Annotated in this window: 9 protein-coding genes; 7 read left to right on the top strand and 2 right to left on the bottom strand. The window is 45.2% G+C overall.

Features of this window, described 5'->3' with window-relative positions; all coding sequences use genetic code 11:
* Positions 1-59 precede the first annotated feature (59 nt).
* Together GFS24_RS22225 and GFS24_RS22220 are read right to left on the bottom strand one after the other, a co-directional pair.
* Positions 60-2192 (bottom strand): catalase, encoded by a 2133-nt coding sequence (locus GFS24_RS22225; RefSeq protein ID WP_153663397.1) that lies wholly within the window; start codon positions 2190-2192, stop codon positions 60-62.
* A gap of 132 nt (positions 2193-2324) precedes the next feature.
* Positions 2325-3563, bottom strand: a complete 1239-nt coding sequence (locus GFS24_RS22220) for an NAD(P)/FAD-dependent oxidoreductase (RefSeq protein WP_153663395.1) — start codon at positions 3561-3563, stop codon at positions 2325-2327.
* A gap of 66 nt (positions 3564-3629) precedes the next feature.
* Here GFS24_RS22220 and GFS24_RS22215 point away from each other — a divergent pair, with 66 nt between their 5' ends.
* The 7 genes from GFS24_RS22215 (at position 3630) to GFS24_RS22185 (ending at position 17602) form a co-directional block, all read left to right on the top strand.
* On the top strand, positions 3630-7688 hold the full coding sequence (locus tag GFS24_RS22215; protein WP_153663393.1) for a two-component regulator propeller domain-containing protein: 4059 nt from the start codon (positions 3630-3632) through the stop codon (positions 7686-7688).
* A 124-nt stretch (positions 7689-7812) separates the two neighbouring features.
* On the top strand, positions 7813-10899 hold the full coding sequence (locus GFS24_RS22210; RefSeq protein WP_153663391.1) for a TonB-dependent receptor: 3087 nt from the start codon (positions 7813-7815) through the stop codon (positions 10897-10899).
* 23 nt (positions 10900-10922) lie between these two features.
* Positions 10923-12410 carry a RagB/SusD family nutrient uptake outer membrane protein gene (locus GFS24_RS22205; RefSeq protein ID WP_153663389.1) on the top strand — a complete coding sequence of 496 codons (1488 nt, stop codon included), beginning with the start codon at positions 10923-10925 and terminating at the stop codon, positions 12408-12410.
* An 11-nt stretch (positions 12411-12421) separates the two neighbouring features.
* Complete coding sequence (locus GFS24_RS22200; protein ID WP_153663387.1) at positions 12422-13477, top strand: glycoside hydrolase family 130 protein; 1056 nt, start codon at positions 12422-12424, stop codon at positions 13475-13477.
* Positions 13470-14744 carry an MFS transporter gene (locus GFS24_RS22195; RefSeq protein ID WP_153663385.1) on the top strand — a complete coding sequence of 425 codons (1275 nt, stop codon included), beginning with the start codon at positions 13470-13472 and terminating at the stop codon, positions 14742-14744. Before GFS24_RS22200 ends, GFS24_RS22195 begins: the two co-directional genes overlap by 8 nt.
* Positions 14741-16444 carry a hypothetical protein gene (locus GFS24_RS22190; protein WP_216647488.1) on the top strand — a complete coding sequence of 568 codons (1704 nt, stop codon included), beginning with the start codon at positions 14741-14743 and terminating at the stop codon, positions 16442-16444. Before GFS24_RS22195 ends, GFS24_RS22190 begins: the two co-directional genes overlap by 4 nt.
* Positions 16445-16597: 153 nt before the next feature.
* The gene (locus GFS24_RS22185) at positions 16598-17602 is read left to right on the top strand and encodes a sensor histidine kinase (protein ID WP_153663383.1); all 1005 of its coding nucleotides are present in this window, start codon (positions 16598-16600) and stop codon (positions 17600-17602) included.
* Positions 17603-17730 lie beyond the last annotated feature (128 nt).

Here is a 17730-nt window from a genome sequence, read left to right as displayed (position 1 = left end):
GAAACAAAAAAGCCCCGGATTTATCCATCCGGGGCCTTCATTATCTATCCTATATTACATTATGCCGGTACCTTTTCCCTGTCCCAGAAACGATGCTGTGCGATAGCTTTGATAAACGCTTTCTCCAATGCTTTTTCACCTGTGATCACCCCATCGCTTTTTTTACTTCCCACAAAACTCGCTTTCAATACATCCGATCCCTGTCCATCTGCAGCAATCGCTTTGCAATGTTTGTAGCTTTCATTGATGAAATGAATAGCATCTGGTTCATTGATCAAAGCAGCAGCGCTTCTTTCTCCTCCCGGAATAAAAACGGCATCGAATAAAACGGATGCAGCCGTTAGGAAACTCATATCTACTTTAATATCTGCGCCCTTCGCGTTTTTGATCATCCCGCCATGTGGCGCGATCACTTTTGTCTTCGCACCTTCTGCTTCCAGCGCAGCTTTCATCTTACTCAAAGAAGCGCCATCTACCCCATCCGCTGCCAGGATAGCAATCTGCCTTGTGCTGATCGTATCTTTTCTTGTGTTAGCCATACTCAATGCAGGCGATTTGTCGATGCCCTGCTGTGCTGGTTTGTTCTGAAAATCTTTCGGATTAGCATCCGCGCCAAAATTGTGGTTCAGCGGCTCCTGTGGTTTTGTTACTTTTATACCCAATCCATCCGCCACACGCTGTGCCAGCGATGTACTTACTTTTGCTAACAAACCCACCATGCGTTCGCGGATAGCCGGCGTTTCCAGTTTACCTAATTCAAAACACAGTGCATCCACGATATGGTTTTGTTCTGCTTCAGACTGGCTGTTATAGAACAATGTAGCCTGGCTGAAAAAATCCATGAAACTCTTACTGCGCCCACGCACTTTCCTGGCATCGATGCGCTCTTCATGAGAAGTAAATCCTCCTTCTGCCATCTTAGCCTGGAAAGGACATCCGCCTCCCGTAGTATTAGGATGGTAGCTGGATTTGCCCACATTGATCTGCTGACGCATGTGGCCATCCCGCTGATTATTATGTACGGTGTTGATAGAACGGTTGATGGGGATCTCATGAAAATTAGGACTGCCCAAACGGGACAATTGCGTATCGGTATAAGAGAACAAACGTCCCTGTAAAAGTGGATCATTCGTAAAATCAATACCCGGTACCAAATGTCCGGGATGGAAAGCCACCTGTTCTGTTTCAGCAAAGAAATTATCTGGATTACGGTTCAGCGTCATTTTACCGATCCGCATTACGGGCACAATTTCTTCCGGAATTATTTTAGTAGGATCTAACAGATCGAATGGATATTTATGTTCATCTTCTTCCGGTACTATCTGCACACCAAACTCCCATTCAGGAAAAGCCCCCGCTTCAATAGCCTCCCACAGATCCCTGCGGTGAAAATCCGAATCTTTGCCCGATATCTTCTGTGCCTCATCCCAGACTACAGAATGCATCCCCAGCAAAGGTTTCCAGTGAAACTTCACAAAATGGGATTTTCCTTTTGCATTGATAAAACGGAAAGTATGCACCCCAAAACCTTCCATCATACGTAAACTACGTGGGATAGCCCTGTCGGACATCGCCCACATGATCATATGCATGGACTCCGGTGTTAAAGAGATAAAATCCCAGAAAGTATCATGTGCAGAAGCTGCCTGCGGCATTTCATGATCTGGTTCCGGTTTCACGGCATGGATCAGGTCAGGAAACTTCATAGCGTCCTGGATAAAGAATACCGGCATATTATTACCCACCAGATCATAGTTGCCTTCCTCCGTGTAGAACTTCACGGCAAAACCTCTCACATCCCTCGCCAGGTCTGTAGAGCCGCGGGAACCAGCAACAGTAGAGAACCTTACGAATACGGGTGTTTTAACGGAAGGATCTTGTAAGAACCCCGCCTTCGTATATTTCTCCATGGACTTATACACCTGGAAAAATCCATGCGCTGCAGATCCGCGCGCATGCACGATCCGCTCAGGGATACGTTCATGATCAAAATGCGTGATCTTTTCACGGAGGATAAAGTCCTCCAGCAACGTAGCCCCACGTTCACCAGCCTTTAAAGAATTATTATCGTCATTAATTTTCAGGCCCTGATCGGTGGTCATCAGTTCACCCGTACTGTCTGTACGGTCTGGGTTAAGGTCTGCTAATTTTTTGTCGGGAGCATTCTTTGGGATAGTGCGTTTCTTTGCCATAACAGATAAGGTTTTACTATTCCCTCATCAAATTCATGCCACGCTGCTAACAAACAAACTACTAATTACTAACAGTCAATTCAAAAAATACATATATGCCATGGTGGGGACATTCAGCCCCAACATGTGCCATTAAGCCCTGTTAAACAATAACTTAAAGTAAAAAGAAGGTTTCGTTAATTTCTTCCGCAAGTCCAGTTCATAGAACATGCAGGACATCAGTTCACGCAGTTGTTTATTCCCCATGCCCAGCTTCATCAGGTAATTAAACAACCATGGGCGTTGTACAAGTTTTTGCAAACGTGTACTTAGTTTTAACTCAGGACCTAGTTTGTAATGGATCACATCATCATATGCTTTCAGTTGTTCCGCAGAAAAATTATTAGCCGCAATAGCCAGTTTTGCCTGCTCTGCTGCAAACCTGCCGGAATACAAAGCATTGCCAATACCTTCTCCCGTAAAAGGATCTATCAGGTGCCCGGCATCTCCTATCAGCATATACCGTTCCCCGCTCAGGTTCCGTTGTTTACTGCCCAAAGGCAATCCATATCCGTCTACTTTATCTACCAGTACCGCATCTGCAAAACGATCTTTCAGTAAAGGATCATTTTCCAAAGTATCCTGTAACATCTTTTTCAGGTTCAGCTTTTTCTTTCTTACTATTTCACTCAATATGCCCACACCTACATTTGCTTCTCCATTGGGCAAAGGGAAGATCCAGAAATAACCGGGCAGCAGGGATTTCAGGAAATGCAATTCAATGTGGCCTTTTGGATGCAGTCCTTTTACATTCTTATAATACGCACGAAGGCCTGCGCAATAATGCTTCGGCTCCATCTGTATGCCTGCCACTTCTTTCGTAAAACCGGAATGTGCCCCATTGGCCACGATCACCAGTTGTGCCCTGATCTGTAAAGTGCCGGATGCATCACTGAGCAGATACCCGTTTTCCTGCAAAGTATATTTATCGATCGCTTTTCCTTCCAGCAGTTCAATATTCCCGCAGCGTTTCATTTCATCTACCAGGAAATTATCAAACACTAAACGCTTGCAAACGAAACCCGCAGCACCATTATTCACCGGTTTATAGGCAATATCGAGAGAGGCCCTGTTAGAGGCAATGAATGTTACGCCCCAGCTATCCTCTTTGTCCTGTAACGCCTGCAACCTTTCCCCAATTGCGGGATCTATATTATTCAGGATGGAGAGTACTTTTCCACTCAGGCCATCTCCGCAAACTTTATCCCTGGGAAATATGGCTTTATCTACCACTATGCAGGGTATATTATACTGATGTAATTGCAAAGCTGCTGCTGCGCCGGCGGGGCCTGCCCCTATGATACAAACGGCGGTTTCCTTTATCGTGTTCATTTCCAGAAAGATACTCCTTAAAAAGTAACTGAAAAAGATTAAATTTAGGATGTCCACGCATATACCATGTTACTCGTATTCAGGCTACAATCATTAAAATTATGTTTCCTCCTTGGCTGCCTTTTATGCTTCCTTGGTGCGGATGCTCAGCCTGCAGATAAATATTTCCTCCAGAACTTAGATAACCGGAACGGCCTCTCCAACAGCGCCATCAATTATATTTATAAAGATGCGGACGACATCATCTGGGTAGCCACCTGGGATGGATTGAACCGGTACGATGGCACTTCCTTCCACGTGTTCAATTACAGCAAAGAGAATGATCTGAAAAGTATAGGCAACAACGTGATACAATATATCACGGAGGACAGTAAAGGAAATATCTGGATCAGTACCATCGAAGGCATCTCCCGGTACGAAAAACAAACCGGCAAGATCTATAATTATTTCTACCAGCAACACCAGCGCAGCAGGATCAGTGAGCAGGAATTTCAATTGGCGGTAGATACTTCCGGTGCTGTATTCTGCCTCACACAGAAACATGGCCTCACCGTCTATGATGCCACAGCAGACTCTTTTCGCATTTTCAAATTCCCTCAGCCCCTTACAAAGGTGAGCCGGTTCGCTTTTGATGACAGTAACTTTTTATGGCTCATCAACAACACAGGCGATCTGGAAAAATATAGCTGGAACGGGCAGTTGTTCAAAAAAGCACACAGCTTCCAGGCACAACAAAAGATCACCAACTTCTTCCCGCTGAACAAACAACTCTTCTTCACCACTATCGATAATCAGTTATACCAGCTTATTGGCACTACACCCAAACCCGTATTACAAATGAAAAATGGCATCACTGCCATGGTGAATTATAATGATCATTACCTGCTGGCATGGGCTGGCAAAGGATTTGGCGTATTTGATAATCAATTCCAACCTGCTGCTTTCCTGGAACAGGAAGCCCGGCAAATGCAAAACATCCGTGTAACAGCATGGGCACTGGGTAGTGAACAGATCTTATGGTATGGCACAGACGGGAATGGTTTGATCAAAATATTCCCTAAAACAAAACCCTTCGGCTCCATCGCCACAGCCGATGCCGATATGCCCTACAGCAAACCGGTCCGCGCATTCTGTGAAGAGAACGGCAACCTCTGGGTAGGCACAAAAGGCAGTGGCATCATTGAACTGCCCGCTTTCTGGCAGCCCGGATCTGATCTCACCCAACGAAAATATTTCCTGTCTCCCGGAGAACTGGATAATAATGCTGTGTTCGCTCTCAAAAAAGGTACAGATCAATTGATCTACATTGGCACAGATGGAAAAGGGATCGGCGTATATGATACCCACAACCGGAAGTTCCACAAATGGGCCAGTATACAAGGTTACGACCAGCATCCGGAGTTCGGTTCCGTGTATGCTATTTTACAGGATGAAGATCAATCCGTATGGTTAGGCACCAGCAGTTATGGCCTCATCCATCTGAAACTGCGCGTAAATAATAATGGCAGTATTAGTCTTGTTTTCCTGGAACAATACACTTTCAACGGCGACAATACCGGCCCGGCAAATGATATCATCTACGCCCTCGCGAAAGGAGACAATGATCATTTATGGATCGCCTGCCGGTATGGCGGATTAAGCTTGCTGGATAAAAGGACGCGGCGTTTTAAAACCTTCAAAGCATTTACTTATGAAGGCAGCCTTTCCAACAATGATGTGCTCTCCCTTTACAACGACAGCCACAACAGGATCTGGGTAGGTACCAGTTATGGCCTCAACTGGATCAACCAGGCAGATGCTGTAAAAGAAGAACCCGTTTTCCAAAAGCTCACCACAGAAAATGGTTTACCCAATAATACTATTCATGCTATTGAAGAAGACAAAGCCGGCAACATCTGGGTAACCACCAATAAAGGGCTTGCCAAAGTGCAACCGGATAAACCCGCCGTTTCTTATTACCAGCAGGCAGACGGTTTGCAGAGTAATGAATTCTGCGACGGCGCCATATGGAAGGATGCAGCAGATCATCTTTTTATTGGTGGCACTTCCGGCTTTAATTATTTCCTGCCGCAACGGATCAGGAATACCAGCTGGTGCCCTAATTTGTTAGTATCCAATCTGATCATGGGCGGTGTAACTACCCATGGCACTGTATTGCGGCCTGCAGGTAATAAAACGCTGGATTATTCCATTCACCGCAAAGACGGTTATTTTGAACTGGATGCAAAAGCCATCAGCTTCCTCAATGCAGAGAAATGCGAATACGCTTATTACCTGGATGGTTATGATAAAGTATGGCATTACCCCGGCACCAATGGGAAAATTTCCTACAGCAATGTATTGCCGGGCCATTATACTTTCAAAATAAAATGGTCTAACGGAGAAGGGGTATGGACAAATGACATCGCGCTGCTGGACCTCGACGTGAAGCAATATTTCTGGCTCACCTTCCCTGCATTCCTCGTATATGCCATCATATTATCCTTGCTGGGTTATGTATTCTACAAATACCGCAAGAACCAAAATCAACTGGCAGTAGAACATCTGATGCGGGTGCGGGAAGAAGAAATTCACCAGGGGCAACTCGGCTTTTTCACGAACATAGCGCATGAATTACAAACACCGCTTACGCTGATCATGGGTTCCGCGGAACGGTTCATGGATAAAAAGGAGAAACCATATTTCCTTAACCTCATTCACCAGCAGGCTTCCCGGCTTACTTATCTTGTACAGCAACTGATGGAATTCCGGAAAGCAGAAGCGGGTTTTCATAATAACCTATACAGCTACCTGCATGTATCAGACCTTTTGAATAACCTTGCAGATCCTTTTGTTCCCCTCAGTGAACAAAACGGAATTGATTACCAGCGGAACATCCCACCGGATATCAAAGCATGGGTAGATAAGGATAAACTGGAAAAGATCCTTTTCAATCTTTTGTCCAATGCCTTTAAACACGGTGGCAAAAAAATATTACTCACCGCCGCAGAAAATAATGGCCAGCTGGAAATAACCGTCAGCAATTCCGGCTGCCACATCCCGGCCGGCCAACTGGATAAGTTATTCGACAAGTTCTATGTAGCCCAACCCGGTAATGAAAAATTCGGGACAGGTATCGGTCTTGCTTTCACCAAACAACTGGTGACCATGCTGCGGGGAAAAATAGCGGCCACTTGTGAAGAAGACTGGATCACCTTTAAACTGGAACTGCCTTTAACTACCACCGGCGAAAATTCCCAGCTCATTTCAGACAAGCCCTCTTATCTGTATGAGTCCCTCACAGCTTACAAGGAAACTTCCCACGCTGTTTCCCCCGAAGAAAATAATAAACAGGCCATCATTGAACAGCTGGGGCCGGATAACAGCCGTAAGAACATCTTGGTGGTAGAAGATGAACCCGGCATCCGTTACCTCCTGAAAGATATCTTAAAAGACCATTACACCATATATGAAGCAGAAAATGGGAAAGAGGCGCTGGACCTGATGACGAAAGTAGTCCCGGACCTGATCATCAGTGACATTATGATGCCGGACATGGATGGCCTCACCCTCTGCAACAAAGTAAAGAACGCTCCCGCCACCTGCCAGATACCTTTTATTATATTATCAGCCAAAGGCACGGTGGAAAATAAAACGGAAGGTTACGAAGTGGGCGCAGATGCCTATATCGCCAAACCCTTCCATATTGCCCACCTAATGGTGCGGGTACGGAAATTGCTGGAATACCGCCAGCGGATGCATGACCTTTTCAGGAACAATGAAAGCATTTCAGCAGCAGACATGCCGGATACGGATAAACAGTTCATCCAAAACCTGGTGCGCATCATTGAAGAGAAACTGGACGAACCGGAACTAAATGCCGCTATCCTGGAAAAAGAACTGGCCCTCAGCAAAATGCAATTGTATCGTAAGTTAAAAACGATGACAAACATGACACCCGGAGAGTTCATTAAACACATCCGTTTGAAACATGCGGCACATTTACTCACTTCCACCCAGTTCACCGTGTCTGAAATTTTCTACAGAACGGGATTTAATAACCAGTCTTACTTCTTCCGGGAGTTTAAAAAACGCTACCTCTGCGCGCCTAACGAATATCGCGGGCAGCAATCCGCACAGCCATAAACCATTGAATTTCATACCCGTGTAACTATAGTACAGTAAAATGTAACTATAGTGTATAAGCCCCGTACCCATAAAGTCTACATTGTAATCACATTCCCGTTATACTTTCTTTTAAATCGCTGTTATGAAAAAAATACTAACGCTATTACTAGTGTGTTTTCAATTTTCCGCTTTCTCCCAATCAACCGACGTTAAAGTCAATCTTTCCGTTTCAACCGACATTAAAATTAGCGGAAGGATCACCTCCGTTTTCGGTTTGCCTTTAGCAGGGGCCTCCGTTCAGGTAAAAAATGGTGCCCGCACCACTTCTACAGATGCAACCGGCGCCTTTTCTATCACCGCACCATCTGATGCTGTACTGGTAGTGAGCTTTGTTGGTTTCCAGAAACAGGAAGTACCTGTTGCCGGTAAAACGGAATTGACCATTGCCCTGGAACCTGCGGAAACAGGTTTAGGCGAAGTAGTGGTATTAGGATATAACAGTCAGAAAAAAGCTTCCCTCACCGGCGCCATTTCTACCGTGAACATGGCAGACCTTGATCAGCGAAAGGTTCCGGATGTGGCACAAGCCCTGCAAGGCCAGGTAGCCGGTGTGCAGATCACACAAAGCACCGGCGCACCGGGTGAAGAGATCAGCATCCGCATCCGTGGAGAAGGAACCATCGGTAATAACAGTCCATTATTTATAATAGACGGTATTCCTTCCCGGGATATTACTTTCCTCAATCCTGCAGACATTCAGTCCATTACTGTATTAAAAGATGCCTCCGCAGCTGCCATTTACGGTTCCAGGGCTTCCGCCGGTGTGATAGTAGTAACAACAAGAGGAGGCAGGAAAGGCCCCACAAAAGTGGATATCAACTATTTCAACGGTATCCAGAAAGTAGCTAATCTTCCAAAAATGCTCAACAGGGAACAGTATATGAGCAAAATGGAAGAAAGCTGGAACAATTCCGACTTTGGAGGAACCAATCCATATACCCCTGATAAAGGCAGAGCCGATCTGGCGGATACAGACTGGCAAAAAGAATTATTTGAACTGGGGCATTCCCAGAATCTGCAGCTGACCGCCACAGGTGGTAATGAGAAGGTGCAATTCCTGCTATCCGGAGGTTATTACAGGCAGGATGGAATTGTGGCCTATGATCACGATAAATACAAACGTTACACCTTCAGAACAAATATCAATGCTAATATAACAGACAGGTTAAGAGCAGGGCTGAACCTTGTGTTCTCTTATGAATTGCAGGATAAATTATCTTCAAAAGGAGACGCTCCCGGCATCATCCGCCATGCTTTGATCCGCCCACCGGTGATCCCTGTTTATAAGAGTAAAGATGATCCTACTTATAAAGAGTCTGATCCATTTACAGACCTGCCTTTTTATAAGAACAGCGCCAGTGGATGGGAAAGTGAATATGAATACAGCAGCAACCCACTCGCACTTGCTTATTTCACAAATGATAAAAGGAACAGCCGCAAAACCTTTGGTAACGTATATGCAGAATATGCCTTCCTGAAAGATAAATCCTTAAAACTGCGTACCAATTTTGGTCTTGATCTGAACATGACCCACAACAAGGCATTCAATCTGAACTTTGGTGATGATGATGGTGGAGGAGCTGATCAGGATAAAGGCCAGGGACGCAAGAACAGGCCCAATAACCTGATAGAAGACAGAGGTGAAGAATACACCATCACCTGGAATAACACGCTGAACTATACAAAATCAGTTGGCAAACATGCCATCAGTGCATTATTAGGCACGGAATTCATCTCCAATTATGCCACTTCCATCGGCGGGTCCCGTAACAGGTATGAATACATCAACACCACTTTCCAGTATCTAGATTATGGTAATTCATCAGCCGATGTAACCAATGGCGGCTCCGCTTCTGAATGGTCTTTGTTCTCCTTGTTTGGTTCTGCTACTTATGTGTACGACACTCGTTATATGGCCACAGTGAATCTGCGGGCAGATGCCTCCTCCCGTTTTGCGCCTAATAACCAGTGGGGCTATTTCCCTTCCGCTTCCGTAGGATGGAGGATCTCCCAGGAGAAATTCCTGCAGGACGTTAGCTGGTTATCTGACCTGAAACTCAGAGCGAGTACGGGTACGCTGGGCAACCAGGAGATCGGCAATTACACCTATCTCACATTGTTACGTAAAGTAGGAGAAGGATTTGTGGTTTCACGCTACGGTAACCCTGATCTGAAATGGGAATCAACACAACAAAACAACTTCGGCATAGACATCGGGTTACTTCGTAACAAGATCTATCTTTCTGTAGACTACTTTACCAAGAATACATCCGGCATTTTGCTGCCTATTTCCCTGCCCAGTTTAGTAGGCAATGTTTCACCAACCATCTTAAATGCAGGTGAAGTATCTAATAAAGGCATTGAAGTTTCACTGAACATCAAAAATAACGACAGGGCATTTAAATACAGCATCAATGCGAATATGGCCACCGTTACCAATACCGTGGAAAAACTGCACGTCAATCTACCCAATATTCCCACCAACATTTCCAGATCTGAGGCAGGGCATCCGCTAAGTGCTTTTTACGGTTACGTAATGGAAGGCATCTATCAGAATGCAGCTGAAATAACCAGCCACTTACATAATACCCTCAATACAGAGGATATAAAACCCGGAGACATAAAATTCAAAGACCTGAATAATGATGGTGAGATCAATGATAACGACCGCACATTCATTGGTAACCCTAATCCCAAACTGTCCTACGGATTAAGTTTATCCGGCAGTTTTAAAAACTTCGATCTCGGCATCCTGTTCCAGGGTGTACAGGGAGTAGACAAATACAATGACCTGAGAAAGATCACGGATTATGATACCCGTCCTTTCAACCACAGCATCCGTACACTGGAAGCCTGGCATGGCGAAGGAACCAGCAACACTGTTCCCCGCTCTACTTTCCGGGATAACGGCAGCAGCAGAACTTCTGATATTTTCGTGGAAGATGCTTCCTACTTACGCCTGAAAAATCTGGAAATAGGCTATTCCTTTGCTTCGTTACTGAAAAGAACAAACACCGGTATTCAAAATGTACGGTTGTACATATCCACCCAGAACCTGTTCACCATCACTGACTATACAGGCCTGGACCCTGAATCTACTGACTTCTTTGATCAGGGTACCTATCCACAGTCGCGCGCATTACTCTTTGGTGTAAATGTTCAGTTCTAATCACCGCATTAAAAGTAACAGTCATGAAATCAATCTATAGCATTATCGCAGTTACAGTACTCATATTTAGTTACGGCTGCAAAAAGCAATTATATAAAGATCCCATTGGTTTACTCACACCTGATCAGATCAATACAGACCCCAAGCTGGGAACCGTTAAATCCTCTGTGGTCTCTTCCTATCAGATGCTTTCCAATACCTTAAACCTGTTGGGAGAATGGCAATGGGACGGTGGTACTGTAACACGCAACGATTTTGTTTTGCAGGATATCGCCTCCGGCGACATGCAGAAGAAATGGAATCCTGATGGTGACCAGGCCTGGATGGATCAGTATGCCAACTTTAGTTTCACTGCTGCAAACGGTGGTTTTAATGGCCAGTGGAGTTATGATTTTGAAGGCGTTTCCCGCACAAACCTTTCCATCAGCTATCTCACAGATCCTGCTATTACAAGCAAGATCGGCATTGATGAAACACTGCGAAAAAAATTACTGGGCGAAGTATACTTCTTAAGAGCTTATTATTATTTCGAACTCGTAAACAACTTTGGAGATGTACCCCTCCTGCTGAAACCTTTGAAGGATTTCGCAGAAGCTTACAAAGTGGCCAAAAGAGAAAAGAAAGAAGTGGTGCTGGAACAAATAAGTAAAGATCTCGCAGAAGCCAAAACCCTGTTGCCCAATACTAAATTCTCAGATGATGCAGAAAAGTGGAGGGTTTCCAAAGGTGCCGTGATGGCCTTACAGGCTAAAGTAGCCCTATACGGTAAAAAGTGGGCAGATGTGATCGCTATTGTTACTGAACTGGAAGGTTTGAATTTCTATCGTCTCAATGCCAACTACTTTGATAACTTCAGCGTAGCCAAAGAATTCGCAGATGAAGAAGTGATCTTCTCTTACGATCATCAATCCGGCAAGAACCCCAGGAACGGTAATGGTTTATGTGCTTTACAGGGCTGGGGCTTCATAGCACCTACCACTAATTTCGTCAACGCCTTTGAAGCAAATGATCCCCGGTTGCTATACACAGCAGACATCGCTAACCAGGCTTGTTACAAATTACTGGGCACCACAACTACCAGCAACAAAGGGAATGATGATGCGCCTAATAATAAAATATTCATCCGCATGGCTGATGTGCTCTTATGGAAAGCAGAAGCCTACATGCAAAACAATAATCTTCCTGCTGCCATTGGTATCATCAATGCCATCCGCGCACGCGCCAGAACCAGTCCTTCCGTTGCAGGTCCTTTACCACCAGCCGGCACTTTGCCAGACAGGAATATTGCTACCACAGATAAGGCCCTGGTTAACACCTGGCTGGTAAGTGAACGCAGGGTAGAGTTAGGTTTTGAATCACATCGTTTCTATGACCTGAAAAGATGGGAAACTGCCAAAACAGTACTCGTTGCCATGGGTAAAAATTTCCAGGATAAAAATTATCTCTATCCCATTCCACAAGGTGAAATAGATAAATCAGGCGGCACTATTATACAGAACACAGGCTTTTAAAAGTAGCAGACATGAGCGATATAGCAAAGAGATTTGAAGCAAACCCATTGTTATCCCCCGGAGACCTGAAAGCCAGCAGTGACGGATTACAGATCACCTGCCTTTTAAACCCCGGCGTTTTTCAATATGAAAATAAAACATGGCTGATAGTAAGAGTAGCAGAAAGACCGGAACAAAAACAGGATGTGATCTCCTTCCCGATCCTCACCGGAACGGGTACAAAGATCATTGAAATAGCCAAAGATGACCCGGCACTGATAGCCACAGACGCACGTGTGATTAGTTATCACGGCGTGGATTATCTCACCACCCTCTCCCATCTCCGCCTGCTTTGCAGTGACGATGGCGTACGGTTCTATGAGCCCGAGGGTTATACTTCTTTATATGGCGAAGGTGTGTTACAATCCTTTGGTGTGGAAGACTGCCGGGTAACACAAATAGATCATAAATACTACCTCACCTTCACCGCCGTTTCAGACAGTGGTGTGGGTGTAGGTTTACGCACTACCACCAACTGGAAGGAATTTGAATCGCATGGTATGATCCTTCCGCCACACAATAAAGACTGCGCCATCTTCGAAGAAAAGATCAACGGAAAATATTATGCCCTGCACCGCCCCAGCAGTGTGGACATTGGCGGAAATTATATCTGGATCGCAGAATCTCCTGACGGTATTCACTGGGGCAATCATAAATGTATTGTGAAAACCCGGGAAGAAAGCTGGGACAATGCCAGGGTAGGCGCAGGCGCTGCACCCATCAAAACAGATAAAGGCTGGCTGGAAATATACCATGGCGCTAACAAACTCCATCAATACTGCCTCGGCGCTTTCCTGCTGGACCTCGATGACCCTTCCAAAGTACTGGCCCGCACAGAAGCAGCCATTATGATACCCACTGCACCTTATGAGCTCACCGGTTTTTTTGGCAATGTGGTATTCACCAATGGGCACATCGTAAAAGGTGATACCATTACGATGTACTACGGCGCTTCTGATGAGTTTGTTTGTGGCGCCACACTTTCTATCAAAGAAATATTCTCCTTACTAAAATACGATCATGCTTAAGAAACTAAGGTCTGAAGTCGCGCATTTCAATAGTCAGCCGCATAATTTTCGTATCCTCGTAATGACGAATATTGTGTACGCATTTGTGCTGCCGGTGATAGATATCTTTGTGGCCGCTTATGTGATGCGCAGCTCCAATGATCCTACCAAAGTGGTGATCTATCAATTAACGATCTATACCGGCATACCGCTTACTTTCCTCTTGAACGGTTTTCTGCTGAAACATTTTAACATCAGGAAACTGTACTCCGCAGGCATGTTGCTCAGCGGCGTATCCATGATGATCATGATGTCCCTCAAAACACTGAGCCTTACAGGTATTGGTGTGGCAGGGATCACCATGGGTATGTCCTTTGGTTTCTACTGGGCCAACCGGGATTACCTGGCATTGGCCATCACCCATGATGGTAACAGGAATTACTATTACGGACTGGAAACATTTTTCTATACCATCATTGCAGTAGTGATCCCTGTAGCCATTGGCTGGTTCATTGAATCATGGGCTGGTGCAGCAGGGGCACATACTGCTTACCTGATCATAACAGGACTGGTGTTCCTGGTAACAATACTCGCATCCATTGTTTGTTTCAGAGGTACCTTCAGCAACCCCGTGCAAAAGCAATATGTGTTCTTTAAATTCCATCCTTTGTGGTATAAGTTATTGTTCCTGGCCTTGCTGAAAGGCCTGGCCCAGGGATTCCTGGTAACGGCACCGGCTATGCTGATCATGTTGTTACTCGGAAAAGAAGGGGCATTGGGTACTGCCCAATCCATTGGTGCCATTATTGCCGCCGTACTGATGTATATCATTGGCAGGATATCTGGTCCCGCACACCGTTTGAGGATCTTTGCTGGCGGCCTTATTTTATTCGCTATTGCCGCACTTTTTAATGGTATTTTGTATAACGAAGTGGGCGTGGTGTTATTCATGCTTTTCCTGTTACTGGCCAAACCATTAATGGACCTGGCCTACTTCCCGATACAGTTCAGTGTGATAGACATCCTCTCTAAAAAAGAGAACAGGGGAGAATTTGCTTACATCCTTAATCATGAAGCCGGTTTATACGTAGGCCGCTTCCTGGGTGCAGCTACTTTCCTGATACTGGCATATGGTTTTTCCGTGGAGATCGCACTCCGGTATGCCATCATTATTATTGCAGTGCTGCAACTCAGTTCTATCTATGTAGCAAAAGTGATCATGCGGGAAAGGGTAGAAATAATGAAAGAAACAGCACCTAAAGAAGAAGAAAAATTAATGGCTATATGAAGCATCTGATCCTATTCTCTCTATTGTTATTGCTGGCCTGTAAGGAATCTCCTAAAAAGGCCATGCCGCAGCAAAACCTGGCCAGGGTAGATGGCATGCCTAACCTGCCGCAGCCCTTTGAAATAATAGATTACCATCAGCTGGCATTGCGGTTCGACAGTATTGCCTATGACCCCAATGCCACCGGCGAATACTGGCCATTGGTATGGCTGGACAGCAGCCAGAAGAACTATCCGCAAACCGTTGTAGGTTTATATACAGCCATCGGCGATGTACGGCAAGGCCCCGCTAATAACAAAGGCATGTTCCATGAAGCCCTTGCCAGCATGGGCGCCATACTGGGAGCATCATTGGTGGGTATCGATAAATCCCATCAGCGCTTCAACTATGTAAGCATGCTGAAAAATTATTTCAATAAGGACATCGGCTGGAATATCATGATGAACAATACTTGTCCGGAAGTAGCATTGTTGGGTGGCGGTTATGGCCGCGACTGGTGGTACGATGTATTTCCCAATGTATTGTTCTACGCCATCTATGATAAGTATCCCAATGAGCCGGGCTTTGACAGTATTGCCCGGAGCATTGCAGACAAATTCTACCTCGCTGATTCTCTTCTGCATGGTGATTACAATTTCTCTTATTTCGATTACGGCAAAATGCGTCCCATGAAAACGCAGATCTGCGCACAGCCTGATGCGGCTGCAGGTCATGCATGGGTATTGTACGCTGCTTATAAAAAATTCGGCGATCAAAAATATCTTACCGGCGCTATCAGTGCTTTAACAGCATTACAGTCGCAACCGCTCAATCCCACGTATGAATTACTCATGCCCTTTGGTGCTTACCTCGCAGCAAGGATAAATGTGGAACAGGGAAAGGATTTTTCCGTGAACAAAATGCTGGGATGGAGTTTTGACGGCACACCACTTTGCAGGGAAGGCTGGGGTGTGCTCACCGGTAACTGGAATGGTATGGACATTTCAGGCGTGGTAGGTAGTACCGTTGATCATGGTGGATACGGTTTTCTCATGAACACTTACGATTTTGCATGGCCGCTTATACCCATGGTACGATATGATCAGTCTTACGCAACCGCCATCGGCAAGTGGATGCTCAACGCAGCCAATGCTGCACGATTCTTTTATCCGGAACATATGCCGGATGATCATGAAGCGATTCCCCAACTCGCATCCATTACAAAAGGGGTGATAGGATATGAAGGTATCATCCGCACTTCCGGCTTTGAGAAATATGCGCATATCAAAGGACCTGTAGCCCAGGGAGACGGCCCCAACTGGGTACCCGGCAAAAATCCTGAAGTATCCCAGTTCAGTGTTTACGGCAGCGCCCACGTTGGTATCTTTGGCAGTATCATCCGGCCAACAGACGTGCCGGGCATCCTGCAATTAAATTTACTGGCTACAGATTTCTATCGGGATAAAGCATATCCCTCTTTCCTCTATTACAATCCTCATCCGGAAAGTAAAGAGATCACCTTATCATTAGATGAACGCTCAGATCTTTACAATACCACCACAGGTAGTTTTATAGCCAGGAAAGTTTCAGGAGACCAAAAGATCATCATACCACCGCAACAGGCAGCTGTTATCGTGATTGTACCTTCCGGTAAAAAAGTAGTGTACGAAGGAAATAAGATGCTGGTGGAAAATATTGTAGTGGATTACAACGTACAATAAACGAATTCTGCGTGTTTCTACGCAACGCCCAAGATAACTTGGGCGTTTTTTCTTTAGTTAAACACATGATTATGTGATACCCATGTCTGATTTCAACACTTAACTTGTGCCCCAATAATTGTTAGCTACCAGGCCCCAATAAATCTATTTGTAATGACGACAAAAAAAATAAGGTGGTACGCACCTGTTTTTCTTTTCCTCTTTTTGCAGCTCTTGTTTCACGTTGCAACGATCAGCTACCTGACGATCACCGCATCTGCATTCTATGCCATCATGGCCAGCGAAAGTGCGCTCTGGATCATTTTACTCACACGCATAAAAGCACGCGGCATCCTCCATCTTCAAAAGAAGACCCGCCTCCTTGTGTTGTTTGGTTTGCCCATTTCACTACTGGTGGCCGGCATAGATCATCTCTTCGCCACATGGATAGGCCTGCATCATGAATTTGCCTTTATTGCCGGTTTGAACCTGCTTTGTTGCTCACTGGTGATAGGCGCTTACGAATGTTTGTATTACATACGGCAATGGAGAAGGCTGTTCATTGAATCAGAAAAAACACGGAAGAGCAGCCTTCAGGTACAATACAAATTCCTCAGAGACCAGATCAAACCACACTTCCTCTTCAACAGCCTCAACAGCCTGACCACCTTGATTTCCCAGGATCCTGAAAAGGCAGAACAATATGTGGAAGACATGGCGGCTGTATACCGCTACCTGCTAAAAAATAATGGGAAGGCCCTCACTACTTTTAAAGAGGAAAGAGCCTTCCTCTCTTCCTACCTGCTGATGCTGCATACCCGTTTCAATGATGCCCTGATCATAGACATGCAGCTCAATGAATACTATGATGATTTCCTCGTCCCTCCTTTTGTATTACAACTGCTGGTAGAGAATGCCGTAAAACATAATGTGGTATCAAAGAACAACCCGCTTACCATTCGCTTTTATACAGATGAGGAAGATCAACTGCATATCTGCAATAACCTCCAAAAGAAAAAGAATCCACCACCATCAGAAAATACAGGATTGCACAACATCAGTGCCCGGTATGCATTACTGCCAGAGAAAAAGGCAATCTCCATTGTGGAAGAAGAGGGGATTTTCAAAGTAGTGATACCTCTTATTGCCAGCCATGTGTTAAAACACATGGAGGAATAAAAAAGCACCCCTCTCAAAAGATAAAAAAAACTCCGCCCTTTGCTGCGCGGCAAACCCTCAGCCTAAAAAACATAAGGGGAACAACGCCTATCACCGCGCTGTTCCCCTCTCTCTCTATCCAATCTATG

The organism is Chitinophaga sp. SYP-B3965, assembly GCF_009647655.1.
Classification (GTDB): Bacteria; Bacteroidota; Bacteroidia; order Chitinophagales; family Chitinophagaceae; genus Chitinophaga.
The sequence above is the reverse complement of the archived record's forward strand: the minus strand, read 5'-3'. Positions and strand labels throughout refer to the sequence as shown.